Below are 25731 nucleotides of genomic sequence, written 5' to 3' on the forward strand. Positions count from 1 at the left end.
AGGTCCTGCCGTGCCAGCTCAGCGGCGGCCTTGGAACGGCGGACGTCCAACGATGAATCGTCGCCGCACTTGCCGAGGAGGATCGCTCGGCGGGTGACCGCTTCATCGAGGTCGTGGCCGTCGGCTGCGTCCATCAGGCCGTGGATCACGACGTGGCCGGTGTCGCTGGGTTCGTCGATGTCGAAGTGCCGGTGGTCCGATACCCGCTGCCGTTCGGCTTCTGCTCGTTCCGGGTCGAACCGCAGGACCGCCTCGGCCACGAGGCGTTCGAGCTGTTTCCAGCCGACGTCGTCGACGGCGGCTGCGAGCTGCCGGTCGACGAACTCGACGGCCTCGGGGGAGAGCGGGTGGGTGAGGTCCGCGATGCGCTGTGCCTTCCACGTGTCCACACGACCCGCGACCACGGCCCGGTAGAGGCGGGGCAGGCGCCAGGCGCACTCGATCACCTGGCCGACGTAGGCGCGTCCACTGATAGGGGAACGGCCGAGAACGGCGATGAGCTCCATCAACGCGAACTCCGACACCAGCGGTGCACCCGGCCCGGCGATCGGGACGCCGGTGTCGACGACCCCGTCCAGCAACGTGGCTGCGCCCTCAGGCGACTTGACGACGTTCTGGTCAGCCCAGGCGACGATGGCGATCCACTCGTTGATCATCGCGGTGGTGCGGATCCGGGCTCCGGCGCGGAGCTCGGTGAACAGCTCGGCGACCGAGTGGCCGTCGTACTGCTCCGCCGAGGGAGCGCTGGTTCCGAGATCCATGACTGGATTCTTCCACACACCGCCGACACTAAGGTGGTCCGGAAACCCGCCTGTGGACTGGGAAATCTCCCAGTTCTCTATCCACAGCCCGCCTCGAAGGCCCGGTGGTTTCGAGGCTCGGCGCTGGGGCGCCTCGCACCTCACCCACCGGGAGCCGGCGTCGCCTACGGGACCGCAGGCCGACCGCCGGACCCGCCACCCAACCAGCCTTCTCGTCGCTGCCTTTCGAGACTGTGCCGGCTGCGTGACTGCAACCTGCGGGGACCAGCCCGTCTCGTCCTACGCGACGGCACGCCGACCGCCGGCCCCGACCACCTACCCAGCCTCGTCGTCGCTGCCACTCCGACTGTGCCGACTACGCGACCCCAGCCCGCAAAGACCACCCCCGAAACCGTGGCTCACTTTCCTGCAGCCCCAGAGCCTGCGCATTTGTGAGCCGCAAGATCTCTTGTGGCTCACACCTCCCCGGCGTTTCGATGTCGCCAATCCATTCTCGGGAGAAAGGTTCTTGGATGTTGTCTAGCCGGACCAGCAGGATTTCCGTCGGCATCGCGTGCCTGGCCGCCGCGTTCGCGGGGGCCACCGTCTCGGCGTCGGCCGCGGACAGTGACGCGACGGACGCCCCCACCTACCAGGAGTTCAAGGCCTCGACGTACGTCGACGTCGACGGTGCGTACGTCGTCAACGGCGACGAGGTGATCTCCAACGACGGCGCGCTCAAGAAGTTCTACGAGCAGATGGTGAAGCCGAAGTCGCAGAAGGACGGGCTCATCGTCAACCGGGTCAACGGTGCCGACGACAAGTGGAGCTCGTCGCAGGCGCTCAACCTGACCTACTGCGTCAGCACGAAGTTCGGCAGCCGGCACGGCGACATCGTGAACGCGATGAACGCCGGTGCGGCGCTGTGGGAGAACGCCACGTCGCGGGTCAACTTCGTCTACGTGTCGTCGCAGAACAGCAACTGCAACACCCGCAACAGCTCGGTGCTGTTCTCGGTCGAGCCGGTCAACACGACGCAGTACATCGCCCGGGCCTTCTTCCCGAGCACGCCCAAGCGGCAGCGCAACGTGCTGGTCGACGACTCCATCTGGAGCTCCGGCAACTGGGAGCCCGGCGACATCCTCGGCCACGAGCTCGGCCACGCCCTCGGGTTCCGCCACGAGCACACCCGGCCGGAGGCCGGCACGTGCTTCGAGGACAACAACTGGCGCCCGCTGACGCCGTACGACAGCAAGTCGATCATGCACTACCCGCAGTGCAACGGCAGCTCGTCCGACCTGGAGTTCCAGGCGAGCGACGCCGAAGGGATCCGGGCCCTCTACGGTTCGTGACCTCCCCGACGGGGCAGGTGGACGACATGGCGCAGTCCACCCGCCCCGTCACCGGGGCCGTCGTGACCGGCCTGCTCGTCGTCCTCGGCGGGTTCCAGGTGCTCCTGCTGCTCAGCGTGCTGCGGGCGTGGCTGGGACCCGCCGAGGACGACCCGCACGGGTACACGCTCATCCTCGGCACGGTGTGCCTGCTGGCCACCGCCCCGGCGACCCTGCTCCTGTGGAGCGCCCGCAAGCGGCTGCGGGCCCGTCGCTGATTCATCGCCACCCGTCGTACGGCCATAGAATCGCGCCCCGTGGCACTCACCATCGGAATCGTCGGGCTCCCGAACGCGGGCAAGTCGACGCTCTTCAACGCGCTGACCAAGAACGACGTCCTCGCGGCGAACTACCCGTTCGCCACCATCGAGCCCAACGTGGGCGTGGTGGGCGTGCCCGACCCGCGCCTGGCAAAGCTTGCCGAGATCTTCGGCTCCGAGCGGATCCTCCCGGCCACCGTGGAGTTCGTCGACATCGCCGGCATCGTGCGCGGCGCCTCGCAGGGCGAGGGCCTCGGCAACAAGTTCCTCGCCCACATCCGCGAGTCCGCGGCGATCTGCCAGGTGACCCGCGTCTTCCGTGACGAGGACGTCACCCACGTCGACGGCGAGGTCAACCCCGGCAACGACATCTCCACGATCCAGACCGAGCTGATCTTCGCCGACCTCGAGACGGTCGAGAAGGCGGTCGTGCGACTCGAGAAGGAGTCGCGGAAGAACAAGGACCTCGTCGCGAACCTCGAGGCCGCCAAGGCCGCGAAGGAGGCGCTGGAGGCCGGTACGCCGATCATCTCCACCGACATCGACCGGTCCCTGCTGCGCGAGCTCTCCCTGCTCACGGCCAAGCCGTTCATCTACGTCTTCAACTGCGACGCCGACGAGCTGCAGGACGAGGAGCTCAAGACCCGGATGCGCGAGCTCGTCGCGCCCGCCGAGGCGATCTTCCTCGACGCGAAGTTCGAGTCCGAGCTGATCGAGCTCGACGACGAGGAGGCCGCGGAGTTCCTGGCCGAGGCGGGTGTCACCGAGCCCGGCCTCGAGGTCCTCGCCCGCGTCGGCTTCGACACCCTCGGCCTCCAGACCTACCTCACCGCGGGCCCGAAGGAGGCGCGCGCGTGGACCATCCCCAAGGGCGCCACCGCCCCGCAGGCCGCCGGTGTCATCCACACCGACTTCGAGAAGGGCTTCATCAAGGCCGAGGTCGTCTCCTTCGACGACCTGGTCGAGGCCGGCTCGATGGCCAAGGCCAAGGAGGCCGGCAAGGTCCGCATGGAGGGCAAGGACTACGTCATGGCCGACGGCGACGTCGTGGAGTTCCGCTTCAATAAGTCGTGAGGAGACGGTCGTGGCGCGCCGGATCATGTTCGTTCAGTTGAAGACCGGATACGACGTCGATCGTGGGCCGTCGTGGATCGGCTGGGTGGACTTCAACCGCTCGTGGGGTACCGCTCGCTTCCAAGGACGGGAACTGCGCCGGGCGCCCGGGTTCGACAGCAACTTCTACGATGTCGCGACCGGCGAAGAGTTCTGGCTCTCTGGGCCGAAGCGCGACCGTACAGACACGCGCTATGGCCCCGCGACAACAGTGGTCGAGGACGACGCTCGTGAGGCGTACGAGTCGTTCCTTGACGGTGCCCCGCTCCCGGGACGCGAACGTGGCTGACATCTACGCGGTCGAGTTCCGCTTCAACGTCTGACCGGGCCGCGGGCGGCGGGGCTCACTGTCAGCGCAGCTCGGACCGCATCCGGTGTTCGACGACGGCGCCGGTGACCTCGCCGCGGTAGTCACGACCCGGCTCGCCGCCGCGGCGGAAGAGGTCGCGGGCGTAGTAGGGCGAGGTGTCCTCGTAGGGCGCGCTCATGTGGATCGCCTCGGCGAGCCGCTGCAGGTAGGCGTGGCCGCCGGTCCGCCAGGCCTCGCGCTCGGTGGCGTCGAGCTCTACCAGCGCGGAGTCGTCGATGACGGCGCTGTAGGAGTAGCGCGCGTCGAGGTAGAGCCGTTCGCCCTCGGCGAGGAGGAACCAGGCTGCCGGCTCGTGGTCGACCACGGTCAGCGCCCGGCGAGCCTTGGTGACGCGGTCCGGGCTGCCCCACCGCTCGACCGGCGGGACCGCGGCCAGTGGTCGGCGCTCGGCCTCGGCGCGGCTGACCCAGGTGAAGGTGGGGGCGGCGTCGCGGTGGAGGGTCAGGCAGGCGGTGCGGGCGCAGGTGCGGCACGTCAGCTGGCTCTCGACGACGTCCATCAACCCCGAGGCGTGCAGGGGCGGCACGTCGTCCAGCGGCACCCGGCCCGGCTCCTCCTCGACCTTGCCCGCCTCGACGGCGTCCCGCATCCGGGCTAGGGCCGCGTCGACGTCGAGGCCTCCCCGGTCGTCGAGCACAGCCAGCGTCGAACAGGCCGGGCACTCGTCGGCGTCGGGCGCCAGTGCCAGCCCCGGCCGGTCGAGGGTGACGACGATGGTGGCGAGGTTGCCGCGCTCCTTCCAGCCACCCCCGTGGGGACCCGCGAACCGCAGCTGCGCGAAGGCCCGCCCGACCGGGACGTACGGCGACCTGATCCCGGCGAACCTCGCCTTGCGCCGGAACGCGCGCTCGAGGTCCTTCAGGCTCGCGTCGTTCCCGGTCCGCGGTAGCCAGCTGGACAGGTCGACGACGCCACCGCCCTCAACCGGGCGCAGGTGCAGGAGCACGCCGACCACCACGTCGTCGTGCAGCACGACCTCGACCCCGCTCGCGAAGCGCAGCTTGCGCACCTGCACGGCCGGAACACCGAGCCCGTGCTCGACGACCTGGTCCGCCGCCCCACCCGCGGCGTCGAGGAGCCGTCGCGCCGCCTCGTCGGAGCTGCGCGCACCCAGCGCGTCGACGACGATGCCCAGGCGGCCGCGCGGGCTACGCTCGTCCGTGCCGGTCACGTCCGAAGCCTAGCGAGCAGGACGGGCCCGGACGGGGGCACCGGCGGCTCTGCGCCCGCCGCGACGTCGAGGACCTCCTCGCCAGCGCCGCGCGGCGTACTCCCTGACGGCACGGGTACCTCGGGGACGACTGACCGCGGCCGCGGTCGGGGACGAGGAGGAATGGCGTGGCACGGTCGATCTGGTCGGGGTCGTTGTCCTTCGGACTGGTCAACGTGCCGGTCGGGCTCTACTCGGCGACCCAGGCGCACGAGGTGCACTTCCAGCAGTTCGAGGAGGGGACCTCGTCGCGGATCCGCTACAAGCGGGTCAATGAGGACACCGGGGACGAGGTGTCCTACGGCGACATCGTGAAGGGCGCGGAGGTCGACGACGGTGAGTACGTCATGCTCACCCAGGGGGAGCTCGAGTCCGTCGAGCCCGGCAAGAGCCGCACCATCGACATCAGCGACTTCGTCGACGCCGCGGAGATCGACCCGATCTACTTCCAGAAGAGCTACTACCTCGCGCCCTCCGACGAGACCGCGAAGAAGGCCTACGCGTTGCTCGCCGGCGCGATGGCGAAGGCCGAGCGGATCGGGATCGCGACCTTCGTGATGCGTGGCAAGCAGTACCTCGCCGCCGTACGGCCCAAGGACAACGTGCTGGTGCTGGAGACGATGTACTTCGCCGACGAGGTCCGCGACCCGGCCGAGCAGCTCGACAACCTGCCGCAGCGCGCTGCCAGCCGCGGCAAGGACCTGCAGATGGCCGTCGACCTCGTCGAGGCGCTCACCACGACGTGGGACCCGGAGAACTACCGCGACACCTACACCGACCGGGTCGAGGAGCTCGTCGAGGCGAAGAAGAAGGACCGCGTCGTCGTCGCCGAGCGCGACCCCGAGGCCGCCGGGGACAAGGTGGTCGACCTGCTCACCGCACTCCAGCAGTCCATCGAGGGCAGCAAGAAGCACCGTCCCGGCAACAAGCGCACGGGCGGGAAGCTCGAGACCCGCGAGAGGGAAGCCGCCGACGTCGACCTGGCCGACCTCACCAAGAAGGAGCTCGACGCGCTCGCGAAGGAGCTCGAGGTCAAGGGACGCTCGAAGATGACCGCCGCCCAGCTCCGCACGGCGGTCGACAAGGCGCGGGACGATGCCGGCTCGACGAAGCAGTCGAAGCAGTCGAAGCAGTCGAAGCAGTCCAGGAAGGCCAGCTGACCGGTGCCGACCCGCGCCCGGCCGTCAGCGCGTGTCGGCCAGCGAAGCCAGCCGCGACAGCATCGAGACGCTCGGGTACGTCGTCTCCCTGATCTTCTGCATCAGGACTGCTGCGTAGGCCGGCACCTCGTCCGGTGTCAGCAGGTCCTCGAGCAGCTCCATCATCGGGATCGACGGGAAGCGGTCCTCCGCGACCTTCTCGAGCAGCAGGTCGACGATCCGGGCGCGCGTGTCGTCGTTGTCGGTGTCAGGCATCAGGTTCCCCCCTCGTGGTCTCCCTCCGGCCCAGCCCGGTACCCCGCCGTCCCGGGTCGGATGCCCGATTCCGCGAAAAAGCACTTCCGCACATCGTGGATTGGACCAATCTGGGTACATCACGACTGTTCGCCGAAGGGGGGCGAGTGGTGCGGTTGTCCGGGAGGGCCGCAGCGTCCGGCAGTTGGCGGGCGGTGCCATCCCTCACGATCTGGGTCTACGACTCCACGCTGGGCGCAGCCGCTGGCGAGGTCCGGTTCAAGGAGCTCGTGCGGCGCGGTGCCGTGCTGGTCACCGACGCGGTGACCGTGACCTGGGTGAAGGGGACCCACCGGCCGCACGTGGGTCACCTGCGTCGCCGCTCCGCGCAGCCCGACGGCTCGCTGCTCGGCGGGCTCGTCGACCTGCTCACCGACGACGGACCGGAGGGCGACCGCCGCGTCGCCGACCTCGCCCGACGCCTCGCCGGCTCCGGCATCGACCAGGAGATGTTGAGCCAGGCGCGCTGCGCGCTCGCGCCCGGTACGTCGGCGCTGCTGGTCCTCGCACGCGACGTCGACCTGGCTGTCGTACGACCCATCGTCGAGCGGGGGCGCACCCGCCGCGACGTGGTGATGGTCCACGCCGACCTGACGGCCGAGACCGTCGACCTGCTCCGCGACGCCGTGCAGGGCTCATCCCACTGATCCGCGGGAATTGTGGCGCGGGCCACATTCATCCCGATTGTGCCCCGGGTGGCGGGGTACATCGCAGCGCAGGGAGGGGACCGCGACCTGCGCTCGGGGGGAGTGCATCGCGGTCTGGGAGATGTCTGCCAATTCCAAGATCGCCCTGGCTGTTGCCGGGGGCTACCTGTTGGGTCGGACGAAGAAGCTGCGGCTGGCGGTGTCGCTCGCCGGGATGCTCGCGGGCAAGAAGCTCGCCAGCAACCGGGAGCTGCTCGCGCAGGGTGCGGAGCTCATCGAGAACACCCCGCAGCTCAAGGAGCTGCAGGGGCAGCTGACCGGCCGGCTCGTCGACGTCGCCAAGGAAGCGGCCATTGAGGCCGGTGTGGTTATTCCGGCCCCCGGCGCTCGCCGGGATGAAGTCGCCCCACGCGAACCCATGGCGTCCCTACCCGCAACCAGCGGACGGTGACGCCGGGACCGGACGTCGCCGCCGCGGACAAGGAATCCACGGTGAACAAGAGCTTCATCCTGCTCTCGCAGGTCTTCATGACCTTCATGATGGCCGCGTCGATGTCCGGCCTGATGAGCCTGATCCACGAGGGCCCCACCGTCGAGTGGCTCAAGGGCTGGCCGCTGCAGCTCGTGGTCGCGTGGCCGATCGCGTTCTGCCTGACGATGGTCGCCTGGCCGGCCGCGATGCGGCTCGCGGGCGCCGTGCTGCGCGCCCGCGGCGCTGACGCAGCGCAGGGCTGAGCGGCGGCGCGACCCGCCCGCCGTCGTGCCGTCGTACGGCGGCGGGCGGTGCGTCAGCCCGGGCCCTCGCCAGAGGCGATCTGCTGGGCGAGGTACTGCTGCAGGCCCACCCGGGCGATCGCGTCGAGCTGGCTCTCGAACCAGTCGGCGTGCTTCTCCTCGTCGCGCACCATCTCCTCGAAGACCGAGGCGGTGCCGTGGTCGCCGAGGTCGTGGCACTCCTTGGCCGAGGCGTTGAACTGGGCGACCGCCTGCCGCTCGCTCGCCAGCGCGAGCTCGAGCATCTCGTCGGCGGACTCGCCCACCTGGATGGCGCCGAGGCGCTGCACGTTGGGGTGGCCGTCGAACATCAGGATGCGGTTGATCAGGTCGTCGGCGTCGCGCATCTCGTCGATGGAGAGGTCGTAGAACACCTTGCCCAGCTTCGGCAGGCCCCAGTTGTCGAGCATCCGGGCGTGCAGGAAGTAGGTGTTGGTGACCGTGAGCTCGAAGGTGAGCGCCTCGTTGAGGAGGTCGACGACGCGGGGATCCACTGGCTGCATGAAGCACCTCGGATGGTGGGGAGTCGGTACGCCGATGCTGGCACAGCACACCCTGGGTGAGGCCAGACTCAGTTGCGGCCGGCTTGTCGCGGGGCCCGGAGCGGTCCCGGACGGCTCAGCTCGCCGCGCCGTCGGCCTGCAGGTGCGCGCACTCCTGCACGTGGTGGCGCACGACCTGGGCCTTGACGGAGAAGATGCAGGACCCGCAGTCCTGGGCGGCGCCGGTGGAGCGGCAGACCGCCGCGACCGTGCGCGCACCGTCGGCCAGGGCAGCATCGACGTCACGGTCCGTGACGACGCGGCACTGGCAGACGATCATGTGGATAGGTTAGCCGAACCTAAGCAACTCTCGAAACGGGCGTCTCACGCCCGGGAACACCCCCGGATAGGGTCGGCGCCGTGACCGTGACGATCGCCGAGCTCCACGTCGCCGACACCCCGGAGGTGTGGCGGGCCGCGGGGTTCGCCGTGGCCGACGGTGGCACCTGCCGGATCGGGAGCGTGACGGTGCGCCTGCTCGGGCCGGACGCCGGCCGGGGGGTCGTGGGCTGGACCCTGTCCTGCCGGGGGGCCAACGACGGGCAGCAGCGGCCGGCAGACGTCGACGGGGTCCCGACGACGTGGGTCGAGGGCGCGGTCCCGCCGGCCGGGGAGGTGCCGCCGCACCCCAACGGTGCGCAGTACGTCGACCACGTCGTCCTGCTCTCGCCCGACCTCGCGCGAGCCGTCGCCGCGCTGCGCGAGGCGGGCCTCGAGCCGCGCCGCGAGCGTGACGGCGAGCTCGGCGGACGTGCCGTGCGGCAGGTGTTCTACCGGCTCGGCGAGGTGATCCTCGAGCTGGTGGGGTCGCCCGACGAGGCGGGTGAGGGGCCGGCCCGGATCTGGGGCCTCACCCACACCGTCGCGGACGTCGACGCGGCGGCGGCGCTGCTCGGCGAGCACGCCGGTCCGGTCAAGGACGCCGTCCAGCCGGGGCGCCGGATCACCACGCTGCGCACCCGCGAGCTGGGCATGTCGGTGCGCACGGCGCTCATCTCGCCGCACGTGAAGGCCTGACGCCGCGGTCAGCCGGTCGCGAGCTTCACCGCCACCGCGACCATCGTCACCGCGATCGCGACCTCCAGCACCTGCCAGGCCCGGGGCCGGGCGAGCAGGGGGGCGAGCAGGCGGGCGCCGAAGCCGAGGCCGCAGAACCACACGATGCTGCCGAGGACCGCGCCCGCGCCGAACCACCAGCGACCCGCCTCGCTCCCGCCGTCGTGGGCGGCGGCGATCGAGCCGATGAGGAGCACGGTGTCGAGGTAGACGTGCGGGTTGAGCCAGGTCAGCGCGACCGTGCGGGCGAGGACGCCGCCGAGCGCCTCGCTGTCGTTGCCGTTGCGGGGTGCGAGGGCCTCGGGGCGCCGGGCGCGGCGCAGCGAGCTGGCGGCGTACCAGAGCAGGAAGACGACGCCGAGCCAGCGGACGACCTCGACCACCCAGCCCGCCCGGTCGACGAGCGTGCCGATCCCGGCGACGCCGGCCGCGATCAGCACGGCGTCGGACAGCGCGCACACCGCGACGACCGGACCGACGTGCGAGCGCCGGAGTCCCTGCCGCAGGACGAACGCGTTCTGCGCGCCGATCGCGACGATGAGGGACAGACCGGTCGCGAGGCCCGCTGCTGCAGGGGTGATCACGGCGTCGACCGTAGGCACTCGATGATGTGCAGGCCAGCGAATGTTCCTGACGATGATGAAGCATCGCTTAACCTCGGAGACCATGCGCTTCGACCCGGTCCAGCTCGAGACGTTGCTCGCGATCTCCGAGGAGGGCACCTTCGAGGCGGCCGCCCGCCGGCTGCACGTCACGCCCAGTGCGGTGAGCCAGCGGGTGCGGGCCCTCGAGCACGCCGCCGGACAGGTCCTCGTCGCCCGTACGACGCCGTGCGTGCTCACGCCGGCGGGGGAACCCCTCGTGCGGCTGGGGCGGCAGCTGCGCCTGCTGGCCGGGGAGGCTGCCGCGGCGCTGGGTGCCAGCGACGTCGTCGAGCTGGCGGTGGCCGTCAACGCCGACTCCCTGGCGACGTGGTGGCGACCGGTGCTGCGCGACGTGGCGGCGATGCCCGGGGCCGCGCTGCGGCTCCGGATCGAGGACCAGGCCTACTCCCACGACCTGCTGCGCCGGGGCGAGGTGCTGGCCGTGGTGACCCACGAGGCCGCGCCCGTGCAGGGCTGCTCGGTCGAGCCCCTGGGCCGGCTGCGCTACACGCCGGCTGCCGCTCCCTGGCTGGTCGAGCAGCACCGCCGTGGCCGGTCGGTCGACTGGGCGGCGATGCCGGTTGTGGTGTTCAACGAGAAGGACCACCTGCAGGACGAGGTGCTCGCCGCGCACGGTTCCGCCCGGCCGCCGGTCGTGCACCGGGTGCCGAGCACGGCGGACTTCCACGAGGCGGTGCTGGCGGGACTGGGCTGGGGGATGCTGCTCGACGCCCAGCTGCAGCCGGGGCTGGCTTCCGGCGAGGTGGTGCGCCTGCCGGGCGGCCGGCCGGTCGACGTACCGCTCTTCTGGCAGCGGTGGCGCCTCGACAGCCCGGCGCTCACCACGCTCACTGACGCGGTCCGCTCCGCCGCGGCCCTGGGCCTGCGGCCGCCGCGCCCCTAGCTGCCGCCACGTCCCTAGCTAGGGTGTGCGGGGTGAGCATCGACCTGTTCGCCGGCTGCCCGGTCAGCGACCACGAGCGTGCGGTGGAGTGGTACTCCCGGCTGCTCGGTGCGCCGCCGTCCTTCCAGCCGAACGAGGTCGAGGCGGTGTGGGACCTCGCCGAGCACCGCTACCTGTTCACCGAGGTGCTGCCCGAGCACGCCGGGCACGCGCGGCACACGCTGTTCGTGGACGACCTCGACGCGTGGGTCGAGGCGATCGCGGACCGCGGGCTGGAGCCGGCGTCGACCGAGACCTACGACAACGGCGTGCGCAAGACGACCTACCGCGACCCGGACGGCAACGAGATCGGCTTCGGGGGCGAGCCCGCCGCTGCCTGACCGGGCGGTCGGGCTCAGGCCGAGCGGGTCGCCCGGGCGTGCGCAGCGCGCACCAGGTCCACGACCGACGGCTGGGCGCCGGTCGACCCGCCCGGCACCTGTCGCGCCGCCCGGTCCATCCACATCGCAGCGTCGAGCGCGTCGGTGGCCAGCTGGCGCAGCTCGTCGGCGTCCAGCTCACCGGCCTCCGCCACCGGCTCCGCGAAGGTCGCGCTGAAGACCGGCTCGGCACCGTCCAGGCACCACGTGCGCAGCAGCCCGAAACGCGGCCCCTCGTGCAGCCACGCGCCCGGGTCGTCCTTCTCGTGCTCGGCGGCGTCGGTCACGCACCACGGCGGGCAGTCGGGCTCCATGCCTCGCCGATCGGCACGGCACCCGACCCCCTGAGGTGTCGGCGGGGGTGTGACGCCCGGCATGGGTCAATCAGGTCGTCACCGAGGCCGCGCGTGCCGGATACTTCGACCATGCCCTCGACCAGCCAGCTCGCCGCCTTCGCGGTCGCCTCGTTCCTGTTCATCCAGGTGCCGGGGCCGAGCCTGCTGTTCACCATCGGCCGCGCGCTGACGGTCGGGCGGCGGGACGCACTGCTCTCGGTCGTCGGCAACGCGCTCGGCCTCGTCGCCCAGGTGGTGCTGGTCGCCGTCGGCCTCGGCGCGGTCGTCGCTGCGTCGGCGACCGCGTTCACCGTGCTCAAGCTCGCCGGCGCGGCCTACGTCGTCTACCTCGGCGTCCAGGCCATCCGGCACCGCGGCGACGCCCGAGCCGCCCTGGCTGCGGCCGGCGACGGGGCCGGGCAACCGGCCCGCAGCGGGCTCGCGTCGGTGAGGACCGGCTTCATCGTCGGCGCGACCAACCCGAAGACCATCGTCTTCTTCGTCGCCTTCCTGCCGCAGTTCGTCGACGGCGGCGCCCCGGCCGGACCGCAGCTGCTGCTGCTCGGCGTGCTCTTCGGCGTGATGGCGGTGTGCTCCGACGGCTGCTGGGCGCTGGCCGCGGGCCGGGCCCGCGACTGGTTCGCGCGCCGGCCCGAGCGCCTGGACGGCCTCGGCGCGGCGGGCGGCGTGATGATGGTCGGCCTCGGCGCGACGCTCGCGACCACCAGCCACTGACCAGCCCCTGACCGGCCCCTGACCGGCCCCTGACCGGCCCCTGACCGGCCACTGACCAGCCGCGGTACGCGCGGCAGCCGGCCTCAGCGGCGCAGCTCGGAGCGGCGCATCGCGAACACCCAGCGGCGGTGCGGGTGCTCGGTGACCGACCACAGGCAGCCCGTGTCCGGCCACCAGACGAGGTCCTCGGGACCGATCGGGGTGGCCCACCGCACCTCGCGGAACTCGCCCGGCGTGCCGACGTACATCGAGCCGGGGAAGAGCGGGGTGCGTGACGCGGTGGCGTAGTAGGTGCCGTCGACGACGGACACGCCCTGCATCCGGGTCTGGCCGCGGTCGTCGACGTCGGGCAGCGACCGGCCCTCGACGTCGGCCAGCAGCAGCCGGGTCTCGGGGTCCAGCGGGAAGCGCGCGAACCGACGGGTCTGCTTCGTCGAGCCGTACTCGCCGACGAGCAGGGACGGGGTGCTGGCGCTGTGGTCGACGGTGAAGAACGAGAAGCGCAGCCGGGTCATGCCCTCGTCGGCCTGACCCTGGTAGGCGAAGCGGACCGGCAGCACGTAGCGGTGTCCCCACGTCTCGTACGACGACCCGGCGGGCACCCGCAGGATGTCGTCCATCCGGCAGGTGAAGAGGCCCTTGCCGGTCGCGCCGACGTGCAGGTAGTCGCCGTGCCACACGATGCCGCCCGCGTGCACCTTGAGCGGGCGCAGCCCCGGCACGCCGTCCTCGACGGTCGGCGTCACCAGCAGCACGTGCGCGTAGCGGCGGTGCTCGACGTCGACGATGCTGATCCGCGAGCCGGCGCCCTGCTTGGAGTACCACGAGGTCGCGAGCACGTCGTGGCCGTGCTGCTCGCGGAAGCCGGTGCCGACCGACGTGGTGATGCCCTGCGGGTACCAGGCCGGGTCGCGACGGTCGTGGGCGTCCCAGGTGTAGGCGCGCACCACCTTGCGGCCGAGCAGCCGCGGGGTCGGGGCGAAGGTCCGCCGGAGCCGGCCGGGCAGGTCGGGCACCATCCCGGTGATGCCGACCCGGCCGCCGCCGTCGGCGGCGAGGGCAGCGGCGAGTGCGTCGATCTCGTCGATGTTCTCGGCGGTTCGGGTCAGGTGCAGTCCGGCCACGGCGGCCACGGTAGCCCCGCCACCGAAGTCCCGGCGACGGCGCCTGCGCCATCATGGGAGGCGTGAGGGGCATCTTCTTCGACGAGGAGCACGCGCGGCAGGCCGCCGAGACGCTGGTGCGGGGCGGCTACGCCGCCGAGGTCGTGCGGGAGCGGCTCGCCGGCGAGGACGACGACGAGGACCACCCGTGGGCGGTGCTCACCGACGCGCCGGAGATCCAGCTGGACATGCTCGTCGAGATGTACGACGGATGGCTGGACTACGACGCCCCCGAGCCTGCTGCGGGCGAGTCGCCGCAGGCACGCCCGCTCGTGCTGCCACTGCCCGACCAGCCGCGCCGGATCAAGAGGCCGGAGGGCAGCTGAACGGTCCGCCGCGCTGGACCCAGGCCGTCGCGAGGATCCGCCGGTCGTCGTCGAACGAGCCCTCGGCGAGCACCGTGCTGCCGTCGGCGCGGACGTCGAGGTCGGCCTCGAACCCGGTCGCCGGCGCACGCTCGGCCAGCCAGGTCTCCAGTCCCTCGGCGTCGCCCGCCGCGGTGTCCTCGTCGTCGAAGGACCGCACCGCCAGCAGCTCGTCCGGGGCGGAGAACAGCGCCAGCCCGGCGTCCGGGTGTGCGAGGCCGTCGTACTCCCGCTCGAGCACCTCGGGGCTCACCTGCCCGCCGGCGGGCCCGCAGGCGGGGTCGAGCTGCAACCCGGCGTACTCCAGCTCTTCGAGGTCGGCGGCGTGGTCGAGGAGGTCGTCGAGGCTGCCCTCGTCCGAGAGCGAGTCCACGTCGTCCTCCGCGACGTCGATCGCGAGCTCGACGTCGCCGGAGAGCACCAGCCGCTCGTCCGGCACCAGCGCGAGCCGCTGCAGGACAGCCGGGTACCGGTCGCCGTACAGGCTGCCCTCGGCCTGGTCGAGGGTGATCTCGAAGGTCAGCACGTCGCCGTCCTCGCCCCGCTCGTAGCCCGCGTCCTCCAGGTCGTCGGCGACCTCGTCGACGTCGATCCCGTCGTCCAGCTTCCAGACCCGCACCGGCGCGCGGTCGGGGTGGCTGCCCACCGCCTCCCACACCACGTCGAGGTCGCTGAAGGCGGCGTCCTGCATGACCTGCACCCAGTTCGCGAGCTCGGTGCCGTAGCCCTCCTCGAGCTGCGACTGCACCCACTGGTCCATCTCCTCGTCCGACGCCGGGGTGGAGAGGTCCTCGAGCCCGACGCGCTCGGCGACGGCGGCACGGTGCACGAAGGTCACCGTCGTGCTGTCGCCGGGCAGGTACTCCAGCGCGTCCTCGAGGTCGGAGCTCCCGGCGAGCAGCCCGCAGCCGGTGAGCGCGGAGGCGAGCAGGGTGAGCGCGGCGGCGGTCCCCGTGATCCGCCCGGGCGAGTCCGTCATGGCGCCCATCATTACCCTCGGGTGCATGACCGACACCCCGGCACACCGGTTGCTGCTCGTCCACGCCCACCCGGACGACGAGTCGATCGGGCAGGGCGCGACGATGGCGAAGTACGTCGCCGAGGGTCGCGGCGTGACGCTCGTGACCTGCACGGCGGGGGAGATGGGCGAGATCCTCGTCCCGGAGCTCGAGCACCTCGCCGCCGACCGGGAGGACCGCCTCGGCGAGCACCGCAAGGGCGAGCTCGCTGCCGCGATGGCCGAGCTCGGCGTCAGCGACCACCGCTTCCTCGGCGGCTTCGGCACCTACCGCGACTCCGGCATGAAGTGGCACGAGGACGGCCACGCCGTCGCCGCCGACGACGTGCACGAGAACGCCTTCTGGAACGCCGACCTCACCGCGGCCGCGACCCACCTGGTCTCCGTGATCCGCGAGGTGCGGCCGCAGGTGCTGGTCACCTACGACGAGTTCGGCGGCTACGGCCACCCCGACCACATCCAGGCCCACCGCGTCGCGATGTACGCCGCGCAGCTGGCTGCCGCGCCGGCGTACCGCCGCGACCTGGGGGAGGCCTGGGACATCGCCAAGATCTACTGGGGCGCGATGTCGGAGAGCCGGGTCCGCGAGGGGCTGCGCCGCCTGCGCGCCGAGGGTGACACGACGACGTTCGAGGGCATGGACCCCGAGGGGGACCTGCCGCCGATCTTCCGTCGCGACGAGGACATCACCTGCGAGGTCGACGCCTCCGACTTCGTCGAGCGCAAGCTCGCCGCGCTGCGCGCGCACGCCACCCAGATCACCACCGACGGGCCGTTCTTCGCGCTCTCCAACAACCAGGGCGCGCAGGCCTTCGGTCGCGAGCAGTACTGCCTGGTCAAGGGCGTCCCCGGCGACACCGACGGGGACAACGGCTGGGAGACCGACCTCTTCGCCGGCATCCCTGCCTGAGCGGTACGACGCCGTGGTGGTCCTGCAGCGGGTGCTGCTCGCCGTGCTGTGGCTGCTCGCCGGCGCGGCGGTCGGCACCTGTGCCGTCCTCCTGCACCGCTACCCCTGGGGGCTGCTGCTCGGCCTCGCCACCACTGCCGCCGTGCTGGTCGCCGCTGTGCCGGGCTGGTGGGGGCGCCCGGCCTTCGCCGCGGGGTGGCTCGTCGTGCTCGCGGTGGCGAGCGCGGAGCGCGCCGAGGGCGACTACCTGATCGCCGCGGACGGCCGCGGCTACACCCTCCTGCTGTCCGGGACGGTCGTCCTGGCGGCCGGTGTCGCCGGCTTCTTCCGCCGCCCCCGCCGGGTCCACGATTCAGGGGGAGTGGAGACGGCTCCCTAGGATGGCGCCCGTGGGAATGTGGGATGACGTGGCGAAGGACGCCGACGCCAAGCGCGAGCGCCCCGGCGGCAGGGCCGTCGTGGTGGTCGTGGTCGTGCTCCTCCTGCTGGTCGGCGGCGGCTACGCCGCAGCCCACGCGGTCGCCGGCGACAAGGTGCCGCCGGGCACCATGATCTCCGGCGTCGACGTCGGAGGCCTGACCCGCGCCGCGGCGCGGGAGAAGCTCGAGGAGGCCTTCGGGCCGCGCGCCGACGACCCCATCGCCATCACGGTCGAGCACCGGCTGCCCGGGGAGGGCAACAACGGCGACCAGGCCCGCGCGCGGATCAAGCCCGCCGACGTCGGGCTGGCCGTCGACTACGACGCCTCCCTCGACGAGGCCGGGGCCGAGGACAGCTGGAGCCCCGGCCGGCAGTGGGACTACTTCACCGGCGGCGACGACCTCGACGCCGTGGTCACCCTCGACGAGGAGCTCTTCGAGGAGCGCCTGACCGAGGCCGCCCGTGGCCTGGGCACCCCGCCGAAGGACGGTCAGGTCCTGTTCACCGCCGACGGCGTCGAGACGGTCGACCCGGTCCCGGGTGAGGCGATCGATGCCGCCGCCGCGCGGGACGCGATCACCGACGCCTTCCTCGAGGGCGAGGACGCGGTCGACCTCGCGGTCACCACCGCCCAGCCCGAGATCGGCGCCGAGCAGGTGGCCGAGGCCGTCGAGGACTTCGCCGAGCCGGCGATGTCCGGGCCGGTCACGCTGGTCTTCGGTGAGAACGAGGTGCGCCTGGCTCCCAGGCGCTTCGCCCGCGTGCTCTCGATGGCGCCCCGCGACGGTGAGCTGGCCCCCGTCGTCGACGAGAAGAAGCTGCTGAAGCTGGTCGAGGCGGCCACCTCCGACGGCAAGCCCGTGGACGCCACGGTCCGGCTCGTGCGCAACAAGCCCCGCGTCGTGCCCGCCAAGCCCGGCGTCGAGTTCGACCCGGCCGACGTGGTCGAGGTGTTCACCGGCCTGCTCACCGCCGCGAAGGGCTCGCGCAGCGGCGAGGTCGAGGCCGAGGTCACCGAGGCCGAGTTCACCACGAAGGACGCCCGCGACCTCAAGATCGTGGAGAAGGTCTCGGAGTTCTCCACGACGTACCCCCACGCGGACTACCGCAACGTCAACATCGGCCGTGCCGCCGAGATCATCGACGGCACCGTGCTCAAGCCGGGGGAGACCTTCTCCCTCAACGAGACCGTCGGCGAGCGCACCGTCGAGAACGGCTTCACGTCCGGCTACATCATCAGCAACGGCATCCTGCGCAAGGACCTCGGCGGCGGCGTCTCGCAGATGGCGACCACGCTCTTCAACGCCATGTTCTTCGCCGGCCTCAAGGACATCGAGCACAAGCCGCACTCGTTCTACATCGACCGCTACCCGGTCGGCCGCGAGGCGACCGTGGCGTGGCCCACGGTCGACCTGCGCTTCCAGAACGACACCGACCACGGCGTGCTCATCCACGCCTGGGTCGAGCCGAGCAGCTACTCCCGCGCGGGCAAGGTCACCGTGCAGATGTGGTCCACCAAGGTGTGGGACATCGAGTCCACGACCTCGGACCGCTACGGCTACACACCGCCGGCGACCCGCACGCTGAACACGCCCGACTGCGAGCCGCACTCCGGCTGGTCCGGGTTCCAGGTCGACGTCACCCGGATCTTCCGCAAGCACGGCGAGTCGGCCGTCGACCACACCGAGAAGTTCCACACCGTCTACACACCCTCGGACACCGTGGTCTGCAAGAAGCCCGGTCCGCCGCCGCCGGAGGACCCGGACGAGGGCTGAGCCCGGCATCGCGCGGGCGGTCACCTTGCTAGGATGTAGAACGCGTTCTAGTTCAGGAGGCCTCCAGCGTGACCACCACGTCCGCCACCCCCGTCATCGAGGGCTGGTTCACCACCGGTGACGAGCCGCGCCTGCTGGCGTCGCGCTGCACCGCCTGCAGCAACCTCGTCTTCCCGCCGGTGCCCGTCGCCGAGGAGGGCGCTGCGGGCGCCTTCTGCCGCAACCCGTACTGCGACGGCGACCAGCACGAGAGCGTCGAGCTGTCCCGGCGCGGCGCGGTGTGGTCCTACACCGACGCCCGCTACCAGCCGCCGGCGCCGTACGTGCCGGCCACGGACCCCTACGTGCCCTTCGCGCTGGCCGCGGTCGAGCTGCCCGAGGGCATCGTCGTGCTCGGCCAGGTCGCCGACGGCTTCGGCGTCGACGACCTGGAGGTGGGCGGCGAGGTCGAGCTGGTCGTGGAGGTCCTCCACGTCGACGAGACCGGCGAGCGCACGATCTACCGGTGGAAGCCGGTCACCGACACGACGGAGGAGGCCCGATGAGCGGGGTCGCGATCGCCGGGGTCGGCATGCACCCCTGGGGCAAGTGGGGCCGCAACTTCACCGAGTACGGCGTGCACGCGGCCCGGGCCGCGCTGGCCGACGCCGGCATCCCGTGGACCGACGTCGACCTCGTCGTGGGCGGGGAGACGGTCCGCAACGGCTACGCCGGCTACGTCGCCGGGTCGACCTTCGCCCAGGCACTCGGGTGGAACGGCGCGCGGATCGCGACGTCGTACGCCGCCTGCGCCACGGGTGCCCAGGCCATCGACACGGCCCGGGCACGCATCCTCGCCGGCCTGTGCGAGGTCGCCCTCGTCGTCGGTGCCGACACCACGCCCAAGGGCTTCCTCGCCCCCAACGCGGGTGAGCGCTGGAACGACCCCGACTGGCTGCGCTTCCGGCTGCTGGGCATGACCAACCCTGCCTACTTCGCCCTCTACGCCCGCCGGCGCATGGACCTCTACGGCGCGACCAGCGAGGACTTCGCGCAGGTCAAGGTCAAGAACGCCCGCCACGGCCTGGCCAACCCGAACGCGCGCTACCGCAAGGAGGTCAGCGTCGAGGACGTGCTGTCCTCCGCGGTGGTCTCCGACCCGCTGCACCTGCTCGACATCTGCGCGACCTCCGACGGCGCCGCCGCGGTGGTGCTGTGCAGCACGGAGTACGCCCGCAAGCACGGCATCGCCAACCCGGTCCGCGTCGCCGCCGTCTCGACGGTGACCCCGACCTTCCCGAACACCGTCATCGACATGCCGCTGCTCGCGACCGACTCGTCCGCTGCGGTCGGCGCCCCGGAGCGCACCTTCAAGGAGGCGATCGGGCAGGCGGCGTACGAGGAGGCCGGCATCGGCCCCGAGGACGTCGACGTCGCCGAGGTCTACGACCTCTCCACCGCCCTCGAGCTGGACTGGATCGAGGACCTGCAGCTGTGCAAGCGGGGCGAGGCCGAGGTCCTGCTCCGTTCCGGCGACACCACGATCGGTGGCCGGATCCCGGTCAACCCGTCGGGTGGGCTGGCGTGCTTCGGCGAGGCCGTCCCGGCCCAGGCGATCGCGCAGGTCTGCGAGCTCACCTGGCAGCTGCGCGGCCAGGCGACCGGTCGGCAGGTCGAGGGTGCAAAGGTCGGCATCACCGCCAACCAGGGCCTCTTCGGCCACGGTTCCTCGGTCCTGCTGGCCGTCTGACGGAGCCTGCGAGCAGGGTCGTGAGGGGCTCGCCGCTGGTCCGCGCGCACCAGAAATCCGTCGCTCCCAGCCGGGGGTCCGGGTAACTTGCGGGAGCACGAACCCGCTCCCGGCGCACCGGGCAGGAGGTCACTGTGACGACCAGTCGCACCACTGCGCGTCGTCCGCTGCCCCTGGGCGGCGGCTGGTCCTGGCTGGTCGAGATGGGCGTGCTGGTGGCTCTCTTCACCGCCTACAACGCGATCCGCGCGGTGTGGGGCGACGACCCGGCCGCCGCGTTCGGCCACGCCCGCGGGGTCCTGCGGATCGAGGGTGACCTCTTCTCGCTGGTCGAGCTCCCGCTCAACGAGTGGATCCTCGGCCTGCCGGCCCTCGCCGTGGCGACCTGCTACTTCTACGCCCTCATGCACTACGCGATGACCCCACTGGTGCTCCTCGTGTCCCGGCGCCACGGGGGCTGGCACTACTGGCGCGGCTACTGGGCGCTCGTGCTCGCCTCGGCGATCGCGCTCGTCGGCTACGCCCTGCTGCCGACCGCACCCCCGCGGCTGATGCCCGAGCTCGGCACCGTCGACGTGATGGCGCACTTCTCCGAGTACGGCTGGTGGGGGAGTGCCGCCTCGGCCCCGCGCGGCCTGGGCGACGCCACGAACCAGTTCGCCGCGATGCCCTCGCTGCACTTCGGCTGGTCGCTGTGGTGCGCGGTGCAGATGTGGGGGCTGGGCCGCACCTGGTGGCGGGTCGCGGCGGTCGCGTACCCGACCCTGCAGGTGTTCGCCGTCCTCGCCACCGCCAACCACTTCGTCCTCGACGTCGTCGCCGGGGGCGCCTGCGTGGTCACCGCCTACCTGGTGGTGGAGCTCGTCGGTCGGGTCGTACGACGCTCCCGCGACCGTCGGGCGCCCGAACCCGCTCCCGTCGTACCTCCCACCGGCGACCGGCCCGCGACCACGGCCTCCGCGGCCACGGCCTCCGCGGCCGCGGCCCCGGTCGGGGACCACGTCCGGGAGGAGTCGCGGCTCACTGCGGCGGGAGGACCTCCCAGACCACGTGCTCGCCAGCCAGGCCCTTGAGCTCGACGGGCTCCCGCTCGGCCAGCTCCACCGCGGCGTCCTCGTCCAGGGCGTCGCGGACCGCGTCGCTGGCGAGCACCTCGCCACCGTGCGCGAGGTCGGCGACCCGGGCCGCCATCGCGACGTTGCGCCCGAAGTAGTCACCGTCGCGGGCGACCACCTGCCCGGTGTGGATGCCGATCCGGACCAGGATCGGACCGTGCCGGCGCAGGGTGACGTCGCGCCGCAGGTCGCGCTGGATCCCCAGCGCCGCACGGCACGCCGCCTCTGCGTCGCGGAAGGCCACCATGAAACCGTCCCCGGCGGTCTTGACCACCTGCCCGCGGTACTTCTCGATCTGGGCGCGCAGCACCCGGTCGTGCGCGGCCAGCACCTTCACGAACGTGCCGTCGCCGAGCCGGTCGTTGAGGCGGGTCGAGTCCTCGATGTCGGAGAAGAACAAGGTGACCGTGCCGTCGGAGGCGGCCATGTTGACGATGTCGGCGCGCTCGTCGTCGCTCGCCCAGGTCTGCAGGTCCTCGATGGTGCTCTGCACCAGCCCGGTGATCCCGCGCTCACGCACCCGGCTCGCGGCCCGGATGACCCGACGCACGGCGCGGTCGGCCGACGTGGACGGCGGGGGCGGCCGGAGCGCCGCGTCGAGGTCGGCCTCGAGCTGGCCGATGTGGGCCCGGGCGTCGGCCAGCTGCCGCTGCAGGCGCCCGCGGTCGCGGGCGAAGGCGACGACCACGCCGACGAGCAGCAGGCAGAGCACCCCCAGGACGATCGCCACGAGCGAAGACTAGCGACGGCCGTTGTGCGTCCGCAGTAGCGTGAGACGGTGACCACGTCCGCTCCTGGCATCTCCACCCTCGGCGCCCTGCGCGCCTCCGGCCACCAGCAGAAGTCGCTGCGGGCCGAGCTCCGCACCAACCTCCTCGACCTGCTCGCCCGTGGCGAGGACCCGTGGCCGGGCCTGCACGGCCTCGAGGACACCGTCATCCCCCAGCTCGAGCGCGCGATCATCGCCGGCCACGACGTCGTCCTGCTCGGCGAGCGCGGCCAGGGCAAGACCCGGCTGCTGCGCACCCTGGTCGGCCTCCTCGACGAGTGGACCCCCGTCATCGACGGCTCCGAGCTCGGCGAGCACCCCTACGAGCCGATCACGGTGGCCTCGCGGCGCCGCGCGGCCGAGCTCGGCGACGACCTCCCGGTGGCGTGGCGCCACCGCGACGAGCGGTACGCCGAGAAGCTGGCGACGCCGGACACCTCGGTCGCCGACCTGATCGGTGACGTCGACCCGATGAAGGTCGCCGAAGGCCGCTCGCTCGGCGACCCGGAGACCATCCACTTCGGGCTCGTCCCGCGCTCGCACCGCGGCATCGTCGCCATCAACGAGCTCCCTGACCTCGCCGAGCGGATCCAGGTCGCGATGCTCAACGTGATGGAGGAGCGCGACATCCAGATCCGCGGCTACGTCCTGCGCCTGCCGCTCGACGTCTTCGTCGTCGCCTCCGCCAACCCCGAGGACTACACGAACCGCGGCAGGATCATCACCCCGCTCAAGGACCGCTTCGGCGCCGAGATCCGCACCCACTACCCGCGCGCGCTCGAGGCCGAGGTCGCGGTGGTCCGGCAGGAGGCCGACCTGCTGCCCGAGCACGTGGACGTGCCGGACTTCCTGGTCGAGGTCCTCGCCCGGTTCACCCGCAACCTGCGCGAGTCCAGCGCCGTCGACCAGCGCTCGGGCGTGTCCGCCCGGTTCGCGATCGCCGGCGCCGAGACGATCGCCGCGGCCGCGCTCCGCCGGGCGACGATCCACGGGGAGGAGCGGGCGGTGGCCCGCGTCGTCGACCTCGAGACGGCCGTCGACGTGCTCGGCGGCAAGATCGAGTTCGAGTCCGGCGAGGAGGGCCGCGAGGCCGAGATCCTCACCCACCTGCTCCGCACCGCGACCGCCGAGGTGGTGCGCGAGAAGTTCCGCGGCCTCGACTTCGCCCTCCTCGTCGCCGCCGTCGAGGACGGCGCCACGATCACCACCGGTGCCTCCGTGACCGCTCGCGACGTCCTCGCGGGCCTGCCGGTGCTGGGCGAGTCCGACCTCTACGACGCCGCCTGCGAGCGGGTCAACGGCCCCGGCGGCGGCCGCAACGACGGCGAGCGTGCCGCAGCGATCGAGCTGGCCCTCGAGGGCCTGTACCTCGCCCGCCGCATCGGCAAGGACAGCGACGGTTCCGAGACGGTCTATGGCTGACGCTGCGTTCGGGGTCCGCGCGGCCTCGGGCACCCTCCGCGGGGAGGGCCCCGGGGTGGAGCTCCCGCACGCCTGGTCGCCCGAGGGCGTGCTCGCCGGGCCGGTGACCAACGGGGCACAGGCCCTCCACCTCTCGGTGGCCCTGTGCGTGCTCAACGACGTCCACCGCGAGGCACGGGAGCTGGGGATCCCCGTGGAGGGGGTCGCGGTGAGTGCCGACGGCGGCTTCGACCAGGCGTGGGCCTCGACCGGCATCAGCTACTCCGTCGTCGTCGACTCCGAGGCATCGGCGGAGGCAGTGGACCAGCTGCTGGCGGTCGTCGACGAGGTCGCCGAGGTCCCCCGTGCGCTGCGCGCCGGCGCCGCCGTGAGGAGGGTCGAGCCATGAGCCGCTACCGCAGGTACGACGGCGGCGACCCGCTCGCCCCGCCGGTCGACATCGCCGAGGCGCTCGACGCCATCGGCCAGGACGTCATGGCCGGCTACAGCCCGGAGCGGGCGATGCGCGAGTTCCTGCGCCGCGGGGGCCAGGACCAGGCCGGCCTCGACGACCTCGCCCGCCGGGTCGCCGAGCGGCGGCGCGAGCTGCTGCAGCGGCACAACCTCGACGGCACCCTCGCCGAGGTCCGCGAGCTGCTCGAGAAGGCCGTCCTCGAGGAGCGCAAGCAGCTGGCCCGCGACGCGATGATGGACGACGCCGACCGCGCCTTCCGCGAGATGCGGATGCAGAACCTGCCCGACTCTCCGGCGGCGGCGGTCACCGAGCTGGGCGACTACGACTGGCAGTCGCGCGAGGCGCGCGAGGCCTACGAGCAGATCAAGGACCTGCTCGGCCGCGAGCTGCTCGACCAGCGCTTCGCCGGCATGAAGCAGGCGCTCGAGAACGCCACGGACGCCGATCGGCAGGCGATCAGCGAGATGCTCGCCGACCTCAACGAGCTCCTCGAGAAGCACGCCCGCGGGGAGGACACCCCCGAGGACTTCCAGGAGTTCATGGACAAGCACGGGCAGCACTTCCCGGAGAACCCCCAGGACGTCGACGAGCTGATCGACGCCATGGCGCAGCGCGCCGCCGCTGCCCAGCGGATGCTCAACTCGATGACCGAGGAGCAGCGTCGCGAGCTCATGAAGCTCTCCGCCCAGGCCTTCGGATCGCCCGCGCTGATGGAGCAGCTCGGCCGGCTCGACGCCAACCTGCAGTCCCTGCGGCCCGGGGAGGACTGGACCGGCTCGGAGCAGTTCGGCGAGGGCGAGCAGGGCCTGGGCCTGGGCGACGGGACCGGCGTGCTGCAGGACCTCGCCGACCTCGACGTGCTCGCCGACCAGCTCTCCCAGTCGTACGGCGGGGCGCGGCTCGACGACGTCGACCTCGACAAGCTCGCCCGGCAGCTCGGCAACGAGGCCGCGGTCGACGCCCGCAAGCTGCAGGAGCTGGAGAAGGCCCTGCGCGAGTCCGGCGCGATGGAGCGCGGCTTCGACGGCGAGCTGCGGCTGACCCCCAAGGCGATGCGCCAGCTCGGCAGGGCGCTGCTGCGCGACGTCGCCGAGAAGATGTCGGGCCGCCAGGGGCAACGCGACCTGCGCCAGGCCGGGGCCGCCGGCGACCTGTCCGGCGCCACCCGGCCCTGGGCGTTCGGCGACACCGAGCCGTGGGACCTGCCGCGGACCATGCTCAACGGGGTGCTGCGCCGTGCCGGTGAGCCCGGCGGGCCCCTGCTGTCCATCGACGACGTCGAGGTGGCCGAGACCGAGGCCCGCACCCAGGCCGCGGTCGCGCTGTGCGTCGACACCTCCTTCTCGATGGCGATGGACGGCCGCTGGGTGCCGATGAAGCAGACGGCGCTCGCCCTGCACACACTCATCGGGACCCGCTTCCGTGGCGACAGCCTCGAGCTGATCGGCTTCGGCCGGCACGCGCAGACCATGCGGATCGAGGAGCTGACCGCTCTCGACGCGCGCTGGGCCAAGGGGACGAACCTCCACCACGCGCTGCTGCTCGCCAACCGGCACTTCCGCAAGCACCCGAACGCGCAGCCGGTGCTGCTGATCGTCACCGACGGCGAGCCGACGTCGCACCTGGAGTCGAGCGGCGAGGTCTACTTCAACTACCCGCCGCACCCGCTGACCATCGCCCTCGCCGTCCGCGAGCTCGACAACGCCCGGCGTCTCGGCGCGCACACGACCTTCTTCCGGCTCGGAGAGGACCCCGGCCTGGCCCGCTTCATCGAGTCCATGGCGCGTCGCGTCGACGGCTCGGTGATCGCGCCGGAGGCGGGCGACCTCGGCGCCGCGGTCGTCGGGTCCTACCTGGGCTCGCGCCGCGGCGGCCAGCCGGGGACGGGCGGACCGGGCAGCTACGGCGACTGGTTCGGCTCCCGGGGGTTCTGGGTGGGCTGACGCCCGGCCCCGGTGGCTGTGGACGACCCGCAGCCCGGGTTTGTGGCCCACGCC

Annotated in this window: 32 protein-coding genes; 22 read left to right on the forward strand and 10 right to left on the reverse strand. The window is 72.1% G+C overall.

Features of this window, described 5'->3' with window-relative positions:
* The coding region (locus tag NOCJ54_RS25975) for a DUF222 domain-containing protein (RefSeq protein WP_036518132.1) at nt 1–761 on the reverse strand (761 nt) is incomplete at its 3' end.
* Nucleotides 762–1273: 512 nt separating this feature from the next.
* Here NOCJ54_RS25975 and NOCJ54_RS0114630 point away from each other — a divergent pair.
* From NOCJ54_RS0114630 to NOCJ54_RS0114645, 4 genes are read left to right on the forward strand one after another with little or no spacing between them, the layout of a single operon-like run.
* Nucleotides 1274–2092 carry a M57 family metalloprotease gene (locus tag NOCJ54_RS0114630; RefSeq protein ID WP_028656088.1) on the forward strand — a complete coding sequence of 273 codons (819 nt, stop codon included), beginning with the start codon at nt 1274–1276 and terminating at the stop codon, nt 2090–2092.
* 26 nt (nt 2093–2118) lie between these two features.
* Nucleotides 2119–2349 (forward strand): hypothetical protein, encoded by a 231-nt coding sequence (locus NOCJ54_RS0114635; RefSeq protein ID WP_157514915.1) that lies wholly within the window; start codon nt 2119–2121, stop codon nt 2347–2349.
* A gap of 39 nt (nt 2350–2388) precedes the next feature.
* The gene (ychF, locus tag NOCJ54_RS0114640) at nt 2389–3465 is read left to right on the forward strand and encodes a redox-regulated ATPase YchF (protein ID WP_028656090.1); all 1077 of its coding nucleotides are present in this window, start codon (nt 2389–2391) and stop codon (nt 3463–3465) included.
* 10 nt (nt 3466–3475) lie between these two features.
* Nucleotides 3476–3793 (forward strand): hypothetical protein, encoded by a 318-nt coding sequence (locus tag NOCJ54_RS0114645; RefSeq protein WP_028656091.1) that lies wholly within the window; start codon nt 3476–3478, stop codon nt 3791–3793.
* 61 nt (nt 3794–3854) lie between these two features.
* On the opposite strand, the gene NOCJ54_RS28385 is transcribed toward NOCJ54_RS0114645, so the two are convergent.
* The gene (locus NOCJ54_RS28385) at nt 3855–5045 is read right to left on the reverse strand and encodes a hypothetical protein (protein WP_051485880.1); all 1191 of its coding nucleotides are present in this window, start codon (nt 5043–5045) and stop codon (nt 3855–3857) included.
* 167 nt (nt 5046–5212) lie between these two features.
* Between NOCJ54_RS28385 and ku the strand changes: the two genes are divergently transcribed.
* Complete coding sequence (gene ku, locus NOCJ54_RS0114655; protein WP_028656092.1) at nt 5213–6244, forward strand: non-homologous end joining protein Ku; 1032 nt, start codon at nt 5213–5215, stop codon at nt 6242–6244.
* Between the two features lie 24 nt (nt 6245–6268).
* On the opposite strand, the gene NOCJ54_RS0114660 is transcribed toward ku, so the two are convergent.
* Entirely contained in the window at nt 6269–6499 is a 231-nt protein-coding gene (locus NOCJ54_RS0114660; RefSeq protein WP_028656093.1) for a hypothetical protein, read from the reverse strand.
* A gap of 194 nt (nt 6500–6693) precedes the next feature.
* Between NOCJ54_RS0114660 and NOCJ54_RS0114665 the strand changes: the two genes are divergently transcribed.
* The 3 genes from NOCJ54_RS0114665 (at nt 6694) to NOCJ54_RS0114675 (ending at nt 7920) form a co-directional block, all read left to right on the forward strand.
* Complete coding sequence (locus NOCJ54_RS0114665) at nt 6694–7185, forward strand: hypothetical protein (protein ID WP_028656094.1); 492 nt, start codon at nt 6694–6696, stop codon at nt 7183–7185.
* Nucleotides 7186–7306: 121 nt separating this feature from the next.
* Nucleotides 7307–7636: a hypothetical protein gene (locus NOCJ54_RS25985; protein WP_028656095.1), complete on the forward strand. Its 330-nt coding sequence runs from the start codon at nt 7307–7309 to the stop codon at nt 7634–7636.
* Between the two features lie 41 nt (nt 7637–7677).
* Nucleotides 7678–7920 (forward strand): DUF2798 domain-containing protein, encoded by a 243-nt coding sequence (locus tag NOCJ54_RS0114675; protein ID WP_028656096.1) that lies wholly within the window; start codon nt 7678–7680, stop codon nt 7918–7920.
* A gap of 53 nt (nt 7921–7973) precedes the next feature.
* Here NOCJ54_RS0114675 and bfr read toward each other — a convergent pair whose 3' ends face one another.
* Both bfr and NOCJ54_RS0114690 read right to left on the reverse strand, forming a co-directional pair.
* Nucleotides 7974–8462, reverse strand: coding sequence for a bacterioferritin (bfr, locus tag NOCJ54_RS0114685; RefSeq protein WP_028656097.1), 489 nt, complete (start codon nt 8460–8462; stop codon nt 7974–7976).
* A gap of 115 nt (nt 8463–8577) precedes the next feature.
* Nucleotides 8578–8781, reverse strand: coding sequence for a (2Fe-2S)-binding protein (locus tag NOCJ54_RS0114690; protein ID WP_028656098.1), 204 nt, complete (start codon nt 8779–8781; stop codon nt 8578–8580).
* Nucleotides 8782–8861: 80 nt separating this feature from the next.
* On the opposite strand from NOCJ54_RS0114690, the gene NOCJ54_RS0114695 reads away from it, so the two are divergent.
* Nucleotides 8862–9518, forward strand: a complete 657-nt coding sequence (locus tag NOCJ54_RS0114695) for a glyoxalase (RefSeq protein ID WP_028656099.1) — start codon at nt 8862–8864, stop codon at nt 9516–9518.
* A gap of 8 nt (nt 9519–9526) precedes the next feature.
* On the opposite strand, the gene NOCJ54_RS0114700 is transcribed toward NOCJ54_RS0114695, so the two are convergent.
* Nucleotides 9527–10141 (reverse strand): LysE/ArgO family amino acid transporter, encoded by a 615-nt coding sequence (locus NOCJ54_RS0114700; protein ID WP_028656100.1) that lies wholly within the window; start codon nt 10139–10141, stop codon nt 9527–9529.
* 82 nt (nt 10142–10223) lie between these two features.
* On the opposite strand from NOCJ54_RS0114700, the gene NOCJ54_RS0114705 reads away from it, so the two are divergent.
* Nucleotides 10224–11105 (forward strand): LysR family transcriptional regulator ArgP, encoded by an 882-nt coding sequence (locus NOCJ54_RS0114705; protein WP_028656101.1) that lies wholly within the window; start codon nt 10224–10226, stop codon nt 11103–11105.
* Nucleotides 11106–11137: 32 nt separating this feature from the next.
* The gene (locus NOCJ54_RS0114710) at nt 11138–11485 is read left to right on the forward strand and encodes a VOC family protein (RefSeq protein WP_028656102.1); all 348 of its coding nucleotides are present in this window, start codon (nt 11138–11140) and stop codon (nt 11483–11485) included.
* Nucleotides 11486–11499: 14 nt separating this feature from the next.
* On the opposite strand, the gene NOCJ54_RS0114715 is transcribed toward NOCJ54_RS0114710, so the two are convergent.
* Nucleotides 11500–11838, reverse strand: coding sequence for a hypothetical protein (locus tag NOCJ54_RS0114715; RefSeq protein WP_145726513.1), 339 nt, complete (start codon nt 11836–11838; stop codon nt 11500–11502).
* A 111-nt stretch (nt 11839–11949) separates the two neighbouring features.
* Between NOCJ54_RS0114715 and NOCJ54_RS0114720 the strand changes: the two genes are divergently transcribed.
* Complete coding sequence (locus tag NOCJ54_RS0114720; protein ID WP_028656104.1) at nt 11950–12594, forward strand: LysE family translocator; 645 nt, start codon at nt 11950–11952, stop codon at nt 12592–12594.
* An 83-nt stretch (nt 12595–12677) separates the two neighbouring features.
* Here the strand turns inward: NOCJ54_RS0114720 and NOCJ54_RS0114725 are convergent, their stop codons facing one another.
* Nucleotides 12678–13718 carry a hypothetical protein gene (locus tag NOCJ54_RS0114725; RefSeq protein ID WP_145724044.1) on the reverse strand — a complete coding sequence of 347 codons (1041 nt, stop codon included), beginning with the start codon at nt 13716–13718 and terminating at the stop codon, nt 12678–12680.
* Nucleotides 13719–13780: 62 nt separating this feature from the next.
* Here NOCJ54_RS0114725 and NOCJ54_RS25990 point away from each other — a divergent pair, with 62 nt between their 5' ends.
* Nucleotides 13781–14083 carry a hypothetical protein gene (locus tag NOCJ54_RS25990; RefSeq protein WP_036518137.1) on the forward strand — a complete coding sequence of 101 codons (303 nt, stop codon included), beginning with the start codon at nt 13781–13783 and terminating at the stop codon, nt 14081–14083.
* On the opposite strand, the gene NOCJ54_RS25995 is transcribed toward NOCJ54_RS25990, so the two are convergent.
* Entirely contained in the window at nt 14061–15101 is a 1041-nt protein-coding gene (locus NOCJ54_RS25995) for a hypothetical protein (protein WP_036518140.1), read from the reverse strand. The two genes, NOCJ54_RS25990 and NOCJ54_RS25995, sit on opposite strands and share 23 nt — an antisense overlap.
* A gap of 25 nt (nt 15102–15126) precedes the next feature.
* On the opposite strand from NOCJ54_RS25995, the gene mshB reads away from it, so the two are divergent.
* The 6 genes from mshB (at nt 15127) to NOCJ54_RS26010 (ending at nt 21047) form a co-directional block, all read left to right on the forward strand.
* Entirely contained in the window at nt 15127–16050 is a 924-nt protein-coding gene (gene mshB / locus NOCJ54_RS0114740) for an N-acetyl-1-D-myo-inositol-2-amino-2-deoxy-alpha-D-glucopyranoside deacetylase (protein ID WP_028656106.1), read from the forward strand.
* 16 nt (nt 16051–16066) lie between these two features.
* Nucleotides 16067–16429 carry a DUF6113 family protein gene (locus NOCJ54_RS28390; RefSeq protein WP_051485881.1) on the forward strand — a complete coding sequence of 121 codons (363 nt, stop codon included), beginning with the start codon at nt 16067–16069 and terminating at the stop codon, nt 16427–16429.
* 16 nt (nt 16430–16445) lie between these two features.
* Nucleotides 16446–18245 (forward strand): VanW family protein, encoded by a 1800-nt coding sequence (locus tag NOCJ54_RS26005; RefSeq protein WP_036518143.1) that lies wholly within the window; start codon nt 16446–16448, stop codon nt 18243–18245.
* Between the two features lie 68 nt (nt 18246–18313).
* On the forward strand, nt 18314–18790 hold the full coding sequence (locus tag NOCJ54_RS0114755; protein ID WP_028656107.1) for a Zn-ribbon domain-containing OB-fold protein: 477 nt from the start codon (nt 18314–18316) through the stop codon (nt 18788–18790).
* A complete protein-coding gene (locus tag NOCJ54_RS0114760) occupies nt 18787–19974 on the forward strand; it encodes a lipid-transfer protein (protein WP_028656108.1) in 1188 nt (395 codons plus the stop codon). Before NOCJ54_RS0114755 ends, NOCJ54_RS0114760 begins: the two co-directional genes overlap by 4 nt.
* 134 nt (nt 19975–20108) lie before the next feature.
* Complete coding sequence (locus tag NOCJ54_RS26010) at nt 20109–21047, forward strand: phosphatase PAP2 family protein (protein WP_051485882.1); 939 nt, start codon at nt 20109–20111, stop codon at nt 21045–21047.
* On the opposite strand, the gene NOCJ54_RS26015 is transcribed toward NOCJ54_RS26010, so the two are convergent.
* Nucleotides 20995–21819 (reverse strand): adenylate/guanylate cyclase domain-containing protein, encoded by an 825-nt coding sequence (locus NOCJ54_RS26015; protein WP_036518147.1) that lies wholly within the window; start codon nt 21817–21819, stop codon nt 20995–20997. The two genes, NOCJ54_RS26010 and NOCJ54_RS26015, sit on opposite strands and share 53 nt — an antisense overlap.
* A gap of 48 nt (nt 21820–21867) precedes the next feature.
* Between NOCJ54_RS26015 and NOCJ54_RS0114775 the strand changes: the two genes are divergently transcribed.
* Genes NOCJ54_RS0114775 through NOCJ54_RS26020 form a run of 3 tightly spaced genes read left to right on the forward strand, consistent with a single transcriptional unit; the run spans nt 21868 to nt 25677 of the window.
* On the forward strand, nt 21868–23280 hold the full coding sequence (locus tag NOCJ54_RS0114775) for an AAA family ATPase (RefSeq protein ID WP_028656109.1): 1413 nt from the start codon (nt 21868–21870) through the stop codon (nt 23278–23280).
* Nucleotides 23273–23668 carry an OsmC family protein gene (locus NOCJ54_RS0114780; RefSeq protein ID WP_028656110.1) on the forward strand — a complete coding sequence of 132 codons (396 nt, stop codon included), beginning with the start codon at nt 23273–23275 and terminating at the stop codon, nt 23666–23668. The genes NOCJ54_RS0114775 and NOCJ54_RS0114780 overlap by 8 nt, the downstream gene beginning before the upstream one ends.
* Nucleotides 23665–25677 carry a vWA domain-containing protein gene (locus tag NOCJ54_RS26020; RefSeq protein WP_036518148.1) on the forward strand — a complete coding sequence of 671 codons (2013 nt, stop codon included), beginning with the start codon at nt 23665–23667 and terminating at the stop codon, nt 25675–25677. The genes NOCJ54_RS0114780 and NOCJ54_RS26020 overlap by 4 nt, the downstream gene beginning before the upstream one ends.
* Nucleotides 25678–25731 lie beyond the last annotated feature (54 nt).

Origin of the sequence: Nocardioides sp. J54, assembly GCF_000519005.1 — a bacterium.
GTDB lineage: Bacteria > Actinomycetota > Actinomycetes > Propionibacteriales > Nocardioidaceae > Nocardioides.